This is a genomic window from Rhodococcus shunpengi (assembly GCF_048381395.1).
In the GTDB taxonomy this organism is placed as follows: domain Bacteria; phylum Actinomycetota; class Actinomycetes; order Mycobacteriales; family Mycobacteriaceae; genus Rhodococcus.
The window spans coordinates 359,162-369,046 of sequence record NZ_JBLWIU010000032.1; the positions used below are offsets into that span (position 1 = coordinate 359,162).

The window sequence follows — 9,885 nt, forward strand, 5'->3', positions numbered from 1 at the left end:
GTGGAAACCCGGGCCCCGGGGGGTGGGATTTCACATTTCACCCGGTGGAACACGGCCCGGAGCCGGGATTGTGGGGGCAGACTAGAGTTGTCTCGTGGGGGAACACAGGAACGTGGAAGGCTGAATTTCCCCATGCCCCGTCAACAGGAGCGTGCGCGTCGTACGCGGGCTGCGATCGTCCGATCGGCAGCCACCGAATTCGCGCGGCGAGGTTTCGCCGCAGCATCGATCAACGCCATCCTCGAGCAGTCGAACGCGACCAAGGGTGCGATGTACTTCCACTTCGCGTCCAAGGAGGATCTGGCCCGGGCGGTACTCGACGAAGGACTCGAGCACTACCGTGCCATCGTCGGCAGGTGGATGGACGTCCCCGATCTCGACCCCTTCGAGCGGCTGCACGGTCTCGTCGGTGATCTCGGTGCGGCTCTGCACGACGACGTGGTCATCGCCGCGGAGTTCCGTCTGGTCACCGAACCCGAGTTCGCGGAGGAGGTCAGGCTGCGCGGCAGCGTCCTATGGGGGCGGGCCGGCCACCAGCTGGCGCGCGAAGCGCAGGAGAAGGGCCTGTTCCGGCCCGATGTCGACCTCCGGCGTTTCGTCGAGGCGATCGCGTCGTCGCTCGCCGGTCAGCGCTATCTCGCCGACCTCACGGCGCCGGAGACCGACGTCCGCGCACGCTTCGAGGCCTGCGTGGAGGTGCCGCTCGAGGCGATGGCGTCGGAGCAGTGGCTCGCGCAGTGGCGGGAGAAGGGCTGGCCGAGCAGGCCCGACAACGACGAATCGGCCACTTGACCTGCTGATTTGTGATTCGCGAATGCCGTGGCATAAGCTGTCCAAGCTCCCAACGGAACGCCAAACCCGTTGAGGGTGCGGTTCGGAGAAATCCGATCGGGCCCCCTTCGTCTAGCGGCCTAGGACGCCGCCCTTTCAAGGCGGTAGCGCGGGTTCGAATCCCGTAGGGGGTACGCTTCGACCTCGTCGAAGTGTGCAGTATCTTGGTGTGAGAAGTGAATATGTATGGCCCTGTGGCGCAGTTGGTTAGCGCGCCGCCCTGTCACGGCGGAGGTCGCGGGTTCGAGTCCCGTCAGGGTCGCTCCAGAGTTTCGATCGGCATTCGGTTCGGGTGCCGTCCGGCCAGGTAGCTCAGTTGGTACGAGCGTCCGCCTGAAAAGCGGAAGGTCGCCGGTTCGATCCCGGCCCTGGCCACCACGGTTGTCCGGCGAACAACCATCAATTTCATATCTTCGACCCACCGGTTGCGGTGGGTCGAGCTGTGGGAACTTCGGTTCCTCATGGCCCTGTGGCGCAGTTGGTTAGCGCGCCGCCCTGTCACGGCGGAGGTCGCGGGTTCGAGTCCCGTCAGGGTCGCTCCAGGCGAAGCCCCGGTATCACATCGATACCGGGGCTTCGTCGTCGTCAGCCGTTCGCAGGCGGTGTCTGCTCGCCGTCCCACTCGCATCGCCGATCCGCACCGGGTGCGGTCCGGCTCGCTATCGTGAGGACACAAAACATGTTCTAGTGTGTGCCCTACACAACTAGTGGACATCTGTCCGAGCGACCTGGCCCTCCGAGCGAACCCCGAGGTGGAATGTGCGCATAGCTCTGTTGTCGTACCGGAGCAAGCCGCATTGTGGGGGTCAGGGGGTCTACGTTCGCCATCTCAGTCGCGAACTCGTCGCCCAGGGACACACCGTCGAGGTGTTCTCCGGGCAGCCGTACCCCGAGCTCGACCCCGGCGTGACGCTCACGAAGGTGCCCAGTCTCGATCTCTATCGCGACGACGATCCGTTCCGCACCCCGAAACCGGGTGAGTACCGCGACTGGATCGACGTCCTCGAGGTCGCCACCATGTGGACCGCCGGTTTCCCCGAACCGCGCACCTTCGGTCTGCGCGCCGCACGACTGTTGCGCGACCGCCTCGGCGACTTCGACGTCGTGCACGACAACCAGTCGCTCGCGTCCGGGTTGCTGCGCATCGCCGAGGACCTTCCCCTCGTTGCGACGATCCACCATCCGATCACCCGCGACCGCGAACTCGATCTCGCCTCCGCGACCACCCTCCGCCGTAGGATCACGCTCCGGCGCTGGTACGGATTCCTGCGCATGCAGGAGAAGGTGGCCCGGCAGATTCCCACGCTGCTCACGGTGTCGGAGAACTCGGCCGACGACATCCGCACGGCCTTCGGGATCGAATCCGAACGCATCCACACGATCCCGCTCGGCGTGAACACGGAGGTGTTCGCGCCGCGGAAGGACGAGCGCGTTCCCGGCCGGATCGTCTGCGTCGCGAGCGCCGACGCCCCGCTCAAGGGTGTTCCCACCCTGCTCGAGGCGGTCGCGAAGCTGCGCACCGAACGCGAGATCGAACTGGTCCTCGTCTCGAAGCTCGCCCCGGGCGGCGCCACCGAGAAGCTCATCGACGAACTCGCGATCGGCGACGTCGTGCGCACCGTCTCCGGGATCGACGACACCGAACTCGCCGACCTGCTCGCCTCCGCCGAGGTCGCGGCGGTGCCGTCGCTGTACGAGGGATTCTCGTTGCCGGCCGTCGAGGCGATGTCGTGCGGAACACCGCTCGTCGCGAGCCGCGCCGGGGCCATCCCCGAGGTCGTCGGGGACGCCGGTCTGCTCGTGCCCCCGGGCGACGCCGAACAGCTCGCAGCGGGGCTCGCGCGCCTGTTCGACGACCCGGCCGAGCGTCGGCGTCTCGGCGCGAAGGGCCGCGACCGGGTGCTCGAACGCTACAGCTGGGCGGCCGTGGCCGCGCAGACCGCCGCGATCTACGACAAGGCGATCGCCGCGCATCGAGAGGGGAAGAACGGATGCTGACCGTCGACTTCGACCGCCTGGGCGTCGTACCGGGGATACGCGCTCTCGACATCGGGGCCGGCGCGGGGCGCCACTCCTTCGAGCTGTACCGCCGCGGCGCGGATGTCGTCGCCTTCGACCAGAACGCCGACGACATGAAGGCCGTCGCCGACATGTTCGTCGCGATGGAACTCGAAGGCGAGGTCCCCGAGGGTGCGCTGGCCCGGGCCGAGGTCGGCGACGCGCTCGCGCTGCCGTACGCCGACGCGACCTTCGATCTCGTGCTCATTTCCGAGGTGCTCGAGCACGTGCCGGAGGACGAACGGGCCATCGCCGAACTCGTCCGGGTCCTCAAGCCCGGTGGTGTCGCGGCCGTGACCGTGCCGCGCTGGCTGCCGGAGAAGATCTGCTGGGCACTGTCGGACGCCTACCACGAGGTGGAGGGCGGGCACATCCGCATCTACAAGGCCGACGAACTCGCCGCGAAACTCGCCGCCGCGGGTCTCACTGTCTCGGGCACCGACCACGCCCACGCGCTGCACGCGCCGTACTGGTGGCTCAAGTGCGCCGTCGGCGTCGACAACGACGACAATCCGCTGACGAAGGCGTACCACCGGCTGCTGGTCTGGGATCTCATGAAGGCCCCGTGGATCACCCGCACGGCCGAGAAGATCCTCGATCCCGTTATCGGGAAGAGTGTCGTGTTCTACCTCGAGAAGCCGGGAAACGCCGGTGCGGCGCGGTGAATCCGCGCGCGTGACGGTGCCGTCGGTGCCGGGTGTTCTGTCGCCGGAACAGAGCCTGGCGACGGGCCGGGCCATCGCGCGGATGCAGGAGCCCTCGGGAGCCGTCCCGTGGTTCCCCGGTGGGCACATCGACCCGTGGGATCACATCGAATCCGCGATGGCGTTGACCGCCATCGGTTTACGTGAAGAGGCGGACGCCGCCTTCGAGTGGTCGCGGCGGACACAGCGTGCCGACGGGTCGTGGCCCATCCAGTTCCGCGGCGACATCGTCGAGAACCACGACACCGACAGCAATTTCACCGCCTACATCGCCGTGGGCGTATGGCACCACCATCTCGTGACGGGCGATCGCGGGTTCGCCGAGCACATGTGGCCGACGGTGCGGGCAGCGCTCGACCTTGTGGTCGACATGCAGTTGCCGGGCGGCCAGATCTCCTGGGCGCGAGGCGACGGCGGAATGTTCGACGAAGCGCTGCTCACTGGTTGCTCGAGTATCCACCAGAGTCTGTGGTGCGGTCTGCGGATCGCCGACCTGGTCGGTGAGGCGCAACCCGAATGGGAGGTCGCGCTGATCCGTCTCGGCCACGCTCTGCGTCGGCACCCCGAGGCGTTCACACCCAAGCCCGAGTACTCGATGGACTGGTACTACCCGATCCTCGGGGGAGCGGTGCGCGGCACCGACGCGCACGAACGGATCCGCGAGCGCTGGTCGGATTTCGTCGTCGACGGGCTCGGGATCCGTTGCGTCGACCATCGTCCGTGGGTCACCGGAGCCGAGACGTGTGAACTGGTCCTGGCGCTCGACGCACTCGGCCACGCCGGGCGTGCCCGCGAATTGTTCGCGGCCATGCAGCATCTGCGCGACCCGGACGGTTCGTACTGGACCGGTCTGGTCTACGCCGACGGCAAGCGGTGGCCGGTGGAGGTCAGTTCCTGGACCAGCGCAGCGGTGATCCTCGCCGCCGATGCGCTCTCGCGCACGACGGGAGGAAACGCGATCTTCCGGGATGCGGCGGCACCCGCCGACCAGGTGGGCGCCGACCGCTGCACCGAACGTTGCCCGGTGCTCGTCCCGTAGTTCAACTGCCGGGCAGGGATCCGACCGTGCCGGCGGTGCGTTCGAGGACGCGCAGCGAGGACGTCACCGACTTCTCGATGAACTCGCCGCTCTCCAGTGCGAGACAGTAGATCTCGTACGGAGGCCGGCCGCCGTCCTTCGGGTCGGGGAAGACGTCGTGGATGATCAGGGCGCCGCCGATGCGCACCCATCTCGCCCAGCCGTCGTAGTCCGCCCGGGCCGCCTCGCTGCTGTGTCCACCGTCGATGAACACGAACGATGCGGGGGTGCGCCAGAACGACGCCACCACAGGAGAATTGCCGACCACCGCGACGACGTGCGATTCGAGGTCGCCGTCGGCGAGGGTGTGCCGCAGCGCGCCGACCGTGTCGAGGCGGCCGGTGTGCGGGTCGACCAGCGACGGATCGTGGTACTCCCAGCCGGGCTGATGCTCTTCCGAACCGCGGTGGTGGTCGACGGTGACGATGGTGCCGCCGGTCGTCTTGGCCGCAGCTCCGAGATACACGGTCGAGCGGCCGCAGTAGGTGCCGATCTCGACGCCGACGCCGTCACCGAGATACTGCACCGCAGCCTCGTGCAGTGCGGTTCCCTCGTCCTGGGGCATGAAACCCGGTGTCGCCTCGGCGAGTTCGATCGCCTCGCGGGGCAGGGTGGTGCGGGACATCGGATGGATCTCCGTTCTTCTCGCGTGATGCGGTGTATCCCGAGTCACCCTACCGACCGATCGCGGCGTCCGATGCTCTCGGACACGACGGTGAGACTGTCGAGATCGCGGATCGCGGCGCACGACCGCTCGACCATCACCGCGAACATGCGGTCGCCGCGCTCGGTCCTCGTGGCGATCCGGCCCGTTCCGATCCGCTCGACCTGCACGTGCGTACCGTGCCACCGAGCACGGCCGAGAGTCGTTCGGGAGTCAGGTCGTCCACCGACAACTACAGATCGGTCATCGTGCGCTCCGGCCGGGGTTTGCGGGTAGAGGTGCGAAACGCTCGGGGTCGCGGGTCGTCCGCCACGCGGCGGCGACCGGGGCGAGCTCGGTGGGCTTGGCGCCGTTTCGGTGGGCGCCGCGTCGATCGGTCCGGAATGAGCACGGACCTGCGCGTCGTCCCTGAAACGGTGCAGTACCTGAGGATCCCAGCTGTTCGCACGCACGAGCACGTCACCACAGCCCTGCAGGTAGGTCGCGAGCCGTCCGGTCAGCTTCCGCGAACGAAAGATCCTCGGGCGTCGACTCGTCGACGGTCGCGAGGACCGACCAGATGCGATCTGTCGACCGGGCTACGACGGGACACGCCGTGCCGCCGCCACCGGACTCGTTGTACGGGGGACTGACGGAGATCACCGCGAATCTCCCACCTCGGCGAGCCAATGCGCGGTGATCGCTGTTTCATAGGCCATGACCACGGCTGTGGTCAGTGGATGTTCGGTATCCCGCGGTCGGCACAACGATTGGGGTCTCGGTTCAAGAACCGATTCCATCCGTTCCACAGTTCGTCGATGAGCTCGAGGAGCCGTTCACGAGAAGGCGTGAACTGGGTACTGGTTGTCATGGGCGGTGATCCTAGGAATGTGAACCGTCAGGTTCTGTGGGAGGAGGTTCTGCCCTGACCGGATGTGGCAAGACGATTTGTCGGCTGATTCGATCAGTGTCAATATTGATGGGTGTCGATTCAAACTGATAGTGGTGACCTCTGCTGCGCACCACTGGTACGGGAACCTCTGACGGAGGACTGGGCCGCAGACCTGGCCCGGATGTTCAAGGCGATCGGAGACCCGGTACGCCTACGGCTGCTCAGCCTGATCGCCAGCCATGAGGGCGGCGAAAGCTGTGTCTGCGACATCAGCCCGGCCTTCGACCTGTCCCAGCCGACCATCTCGCATCACCTCAAGGTGCTGCGCGAGGCCGGCCTGCTCGACTGCGAACGCCGTGGCACCTGGGTGTACTACCGGGTGATCCCCTCTGCCTTGGCCCAGCTGTCGGCCGTCCTGTCCCCGGAACGGGGAGTCGTGCCCGGCTCGGACTGCACCGTGGTCGACGATGCCGCGGAGGCGACGCGATGACCGCGACGAACACCGAGCACCAGGCGGTCGTCGGGAAGATGTCGACCCTCGACCGGTTCCTGGCCGTGTGGATCGGCGCCGCCATCGTCGTCGGCCTGTTGCTCGGCCGGATGATTCCCGGCCTGGGTGAAGCGTTGAGTTTCATCGAGATCGACGGCATCTCCCTGCCGATCGCCCTCGGTCTGCTGATCATGATGTATCCAGTGCTGGCGAAGGTGCGCTACGACCGTCTCGACACCGTCACCGGCGACCGCAAGCTGTTGATCTCGTCGCTGATCCTCAACTGGGTCCTCGGCCCGGCACTGATGTTCGCGCTCGCCTGGCTGATGCTGCCGGATCTGCCCGAATATCGCACCGGCCTGATCATTGTGGGTCTGGCTCGCTGCATCGCGATGGTGATCATATGGAACGACCTCGCGTGCGGTGACCGGGAAGCCGCGGCGGTGCTGGTGGCGATCAACTCGGTCTTCCAGGTGATCATGTTCGCCGTGCTCGGCTGGTTCTACCTGTCGGTGCTTCCCGGCTGGCTGGGTCTCGAACAGGCCGCCCTGGATGTGTCGCCGTGGCAGATCGCCAAGTCGGTGCTGATCTTCCTCGGCATTCCCCTGGTCGCAGGGTTCCTCACCCGGCACTTCGGTGAGAAAGCCAAGGGCCGCACCTGGTACGAGGACACCTTCCTGCCGAAGATCGGGCCGTGGGCACTCTACGGGTTGCTGTTCACCATCGTGATCCTGTTCGCGTTGCAGGGCGAGCAGATCACCTCCCGACCGCTGGACGTCGTGCGGATCGCGCTGCCGCTGCTGGCGTACTTCGCGATCATGTGGGGCGGCGGATACCTGTTCGGCGCCGCGATCGGCCTCGGCTACGAACGCACCACCACCCTCGCGTTCACCGCGGCCGGCAACAACTTCGAGCTGGCCATCGCGGTGGCGATCGGCACCTTCGGGGTGACCTCGGGTCAGGCTCTGGCCGGGGTGGTCGGACCGCTCATCGAGGTCCCGGTTCTTGTTGCGCTGGTCTATGTTTCGCTTGCCCTGCGCAACCGTTTCGCCCGCCGCGAGTCGCCACAGGTACCCACATCGAGAGAGGGCTGATCCGTGAGCGCACCGAGTGTGTTGTTCGTCTGTGTCCACAACGCCGGCCGCTCCCAGATGGCTGCCGGGTTCCTCACCGCCCTGGCCGGGGACCGGATCGAAGTGCGCTCCGCCGGAAGCGCCCCGGCCGAGCAGGTCAATCCGGCCGCGGTCGCGGCGATGGCCGAGGTCGGCATCGACATCTCCACCGAGAATCCGAAGATCCTCACCACCGAGGCGGTGCAGGCATCGGATGTGGTGATCACGATGGGCTGCGGGGACACCTGCCCGGTGTTCCCCGGCAAGTCCTACCGCGACTGGGTGCTCGACGACCCGGCCGGGCAGGGCCTCGAAGCGGTGCGCTCGATCCGGGACGAGATCGAGGCCAAGGTCGAAGCCCTCATCGCCGAGTTGACCGCCCCGTCTTCCCCGCGCTGACAGGAGGCTCTTCGATGACGACGAACGTCGATGTCGTGGTGGTCGGCGGTGGGCAGGCGGGTCTGGCTGCCGGCTACTACCTGCGGCGGGCCGGGCACCGCTTCGTGATCCTCGACGACCAGGAACGGCCGGGTGGGGCGTGGCCGCACATGTGGCCGTCGCTGCGGCTGTTTTCCCCGGCGGAATTCGCGTCGCTGCCGGGGTGGCCGATGCCGCGCTGGCCGGACGGTTTCCCGCCTGCACGGCATGTTGTGGACTATCTCACCGCCTACGAAGCCCGCTACGGCCTGCCGATCGAGCGGCCGGTGCGGGTGCAGGCGGTGCGGCGCGACGGCCCTGATCTGCTGGTCGACACCGACCGCGGGCAGTGGCGGGCGCGGCGGGTGATCAGCGCCACTGGTACCTGGCAGCGACCGTTTCGGCCGAGTTATCCGGGCATGAAGGTGTTCACCGGGCGGCAGTTGCACACCGTCGACTACCGTAGCGCGGCCGAGTTCACCGGCTCGGACGTCGTGGTGGTCGGGGGTGGCAACTCCGCGGCTCAACTCGTCGCCGAGATCTCCACTACCGCGAGAACCATCTGGGTCACCAGCCGGCCCCCGCGGTTCCTGCCGGATGGCGTCGATGGCCGGGCGTTGTTCGAGCTCGCCTCCCGCCGTGCAGTGGCCCTGGCTGCCGGACGGACCGATCCCGGCGGCATCGCCGCCCTGGGGGACATTGTGATGGTCCCGGAGGTGCTTGCCGCCCGTGAGCGTGGCGTCATGACCGCGCTGCCGATGTTCGATCGGCTCACCGTCGACGGCATCGCCTGGGGACAGCGCCACCAGCGGGCTGATGTCGTGGTGTGGGCCACGGGATTTCGGCCCGCCCTCGCGCATCTGCGGCCGTTGCGGTTGCGCGATCACACCGGCACGGTGCCGGTCGCCGGCACCCGCTCGCTCAAGGAATCGCGCCTGCATCTGCTCGGCTACGGCGACTGGACCGGTCCCGGTTCGGCCACCATCCTCGGCGTCGGCCGCACCGCCAAGGCCACCGTCGCCGACCTCGACCTCGATCTCGACCTCGACACCTGATCTGCGTGAAAGGACCTCGACCGTGAGCACACCCTCGGCGCTGTTCGTCTGTGTGAAGAACGGCGGAAAGTCCCAGATGGCCGCCGGCCTGATGCGGGCCGCCGCCGGCGACACCGTTACGGTGCACTCCGCCGGTACGAAACCCGGTGCCGGCATCAATGCCCTGGCGGCCGAAGTGCTCCTCGAGGTCGGCGTCGACATCACCGGCCAGACCCCGACACCGGTCGACCCCGACCTGGTCCGCGACGTCGATCTCGTGGTCACCCTCGGCCGCGAAGCCCACCTCGAGCCGGTGGCCGGGACACAGTTCGAGAACTGGGACACCGACGAGCCGTCCGAGCGCGGCATCGTCGGCATCGAACGGATGCGGCTGGTCCGCGACGACATCGCCGCTCGTGTCACCGACCTTGCCGACCGGCTCCGTCGCTGAAGACACCGATGTCGGCCACCCGAATCCGGTGGCCGACCTCGAGGGAAGCCGTTCAGCAGCAGGACGGTGCGGCCGAAGCCTGCTGCGTGTCCTCGGCCGGGGCGGCGGTGCCGCAGCACATGCCACCCACGGCGGTGGCCGGATCGTCGAGATGCTGTGGGCTCGAGCCGAAGGT

Annotated in this window: 11 protein-coding genes and 4 tRNA genes; 13 read left to right on the plus strand and 2 right to left on the minus strand. The window is 67.6% G+C overall.

Annotated features, from left to right (window positions below; all coding sequences use genetic code 11):
- The first annotated feature begins 132 nt into the window (after nt 1–132).
- The 8 genes from ACNJ7K_RS20130 (at nt 133) to ACNJ7K_RS20165 (ending at nt 4,632) form a co-directional block, all read left to right on the plus strand.
- Nucleotides 133–792: a TetR family transcriptional regulator gene (locus ACNJ7K_RS20130; protein ID WP_487042091.1), complete on the plus strand. Its 660-nt coding sequence runs from the start codon at nt 133–135 to the stop codon at nt 790–792.
- A 100-nt stretch (nt 793–892) separates the two neighbouring features.
- Nucleotides 893–965 (plus strand) — tRNA-Glu (locus ACNJ7K_RS20135).
- Between the two features lie 54 nt (nt 966–1,019).
- Nucleotides 1,020–1,093: transfer RNA gene (locus ACNJ7K_RS20140), tRNA-Asp, on the plus strand.
- Between the two features lie 39 nt (nt 1,094–1,132).
- Nucleotides 1,133–1,209 (plus strand) — tRNA-Phe (locus ACNJ7K_RS20145).
- A gap of 85 nt (nt 1,210–1,294) precedes the next feature.
- Nucleotides 1,295–1,368, plus strand: a tRNA-Asp gene (locus ACNJ7K_RS20150).
- A gap of 222 nt (nt 1,369–1,590) precedes the next feature.
- Nucleotides 1,591–2,829: a glycosyltransferase family 4 protein gene (locus ACNJ7K_RS20155; protein WP_159416670.1), complete on the plus strand. Its 1,239-nt coding sequence runs from the start codon at nt 1,591–1,593 to the stop codon at nt 2,827–2,829.
- Entirely contained in the window at nt 2,823–3,554 is a 732-nt protein-coding gene (locus ACNJ7K_RS20160; protein WP_159416669.1) for a class I SAM-dependent methyltransferase, read from the plus strand. Before ACNJ7K_RS20155 ends, ACNJ7K_RS20160 begins: the two co-directional genes overlap by 7 nt.
- The gene (locus ACNJ7K_RS20165) at nt 3,541–4,632 is read left to right on the plus strand and encodes a glucosidase family protein (protein WP_159416668.1); all 1,092 of its coding nucleotides are present in this window, start codon (nt 3,541–3,543) and stop codon (nt 4,630–4,632) included. The genes ACNJ7K_RS20160 and ACNJ7K_RS20165 overlap by 14 nt, the downstream gene beginning before the upstream one ends.
- A gap of 1 nt (nt 4,633) precedes the next feature.
- Here the strand turns inward: ACNJ7K_RS20165 and ACNJ7K_RS20170 are convergent, their stop codons facing one another.
- Together ACNJ7K_RS20170 and ACNJ7K_RS20175 are read right to left on the minus strand one after the other, a co-directional pair.
- Nucleotides 4,634–5,296 carry a class I SAM-dependent methyltransferase gene (locus tag ACNJ7K_RS20170; protein ID WP_487042092.1) on the minus strand — a complete coding sequence of 221 codons (663 nt, stop codon included), beginning with the start codon at nt 5,294–5,296 and terminating at the stop codon, nt 4,634–4,636.
- Nucleotides 5,297–5,340: 44 nt separating this feature from the next.
- Nucleotides 5,341–5,505, minus strand: a complete 165-nt coding sequence (locus ACNJ7K_RS20175; RefSeq protein WP_159416666.1) for a hypothetical protein — start codon at nt 5,503–5,505, stop codon at nt 5,341–5,343.
- Between the two features lie 792 nt (nt 5,506–6,297).
- Here ACNJ7K_RS20175 and ACNJ7K_RS20180 point away from each other — a divergent pair.
- Genes ACNJ7K_RS20180 through ACNJ7K_RS20200 form a run of 5 tightly spaced genes read left to right on the plus strand, consistent with a single transcriptional unit; the run spans nt 6,298 to nt 9,710 of the window.
- Complete coding sequence (locus ACNJ7K_RS20180; RefSeq protein ID WP_159416665.1) at nt 6,298–6,696, plus strand: ArsR/SmtB family transcription factor; 399 nt, start codon at nt 6,298–6,300, stop codon at nt 6,694–6,696.
- Nucleotides 6,693–7,790 carry an ACR3 family arsenite efflux transporter gene (arsB, locus tag ACNJ7K_RS20185; protein ID WP_159416664.1) on the plus strand — a complete coding sequence of 366 codons (1,098 nt, stop codon included), beginning with the start codon at nt 6,693–6,695 and terminating at the stop codon, nt 7,788–7,790. Before ACNJ7K_RS20180 ends, arsB begins: the two co-directional genes overlap by 4 nt.
- Nucleotides 7,791–7,793: 3 nt before the next feature.
- Nucleotides 7,794–8,207 carry an arsenate reductase ArsC gene (locus ACNJ7K_RS20190; RefSeq protein ID WP_159416663.1) on the plus strand — a complete coding sequence of 138 codons (414 nt, stop codon included), beginning with the start codon at nt 7,794–7,796 and terminating at the stop codon, nt 8,205–8,207.
- 14 nt (nt 8,208–8,221) lie between these two features.
- Nucleotides 8,222–9,280, plus strand: coding sequence for an ArsO family NAD(P)H-dependent flavin-containing monooxygenase (locus tag ACNJ7K_RS20195; RefSeq protein ID WP_487042005.1), 1,059 nt, complete (start codon nt 8,222–8,224; stop codon nt 9,278–9,280).
- A gap of 22 nt (nt 9,281–9,302) precedes the next feature.
- Nucleotides 9,303–9,710, plus strand: coding sequence for an arsenate-mycothiol transferase ArsC (locus ACNJ7K_RS20200; protein WP_487042003.1), 408 nt, complete (start codon nt 9,303–9,305; stop codon nt 9,708–9,710).
- Nucleotides 9,711–9,885 lie beyond the last annotated feature (175 nt).

Coding starts and splice junctions, on each gene's coding strand:
- ACNJ7K_RS20130 (WP_487042091.1), top strand. CDS start 133: ATGCCCCGTCAACAGGAGCGTGCGCGTCGTACGCGGGCTGCGATCGTC.
- ACNJ7K_RS20160 (WP_159416669.1), top strand. CDS start 2,823: ATGCTGACCGTCGACTTCGACCGCCTGGGCGTCGTACCGGGGATACGC.
- ACNJ7K_RS20170 (WP_487042092.1), bottom strand. CDS start 5,296: ATGTCCCGCACCACCCTGCCCCGCGAGGCGATCGAACTCGCCGAGGCG.
- arsB (WP_159416664.1), top strand. CDS start 6,693: ATGACCGCGACGAACACCGAGCACCAGGCGGTCGTCGGGAAGATGTCG.
- ACNJ7K_RS20195 (WP_487042005.1), top strand. CDS start 8,222: ATGACGACGAACGTCGATGTCGTGGTGGTCGGCGGTGGGCAGGCGGGT.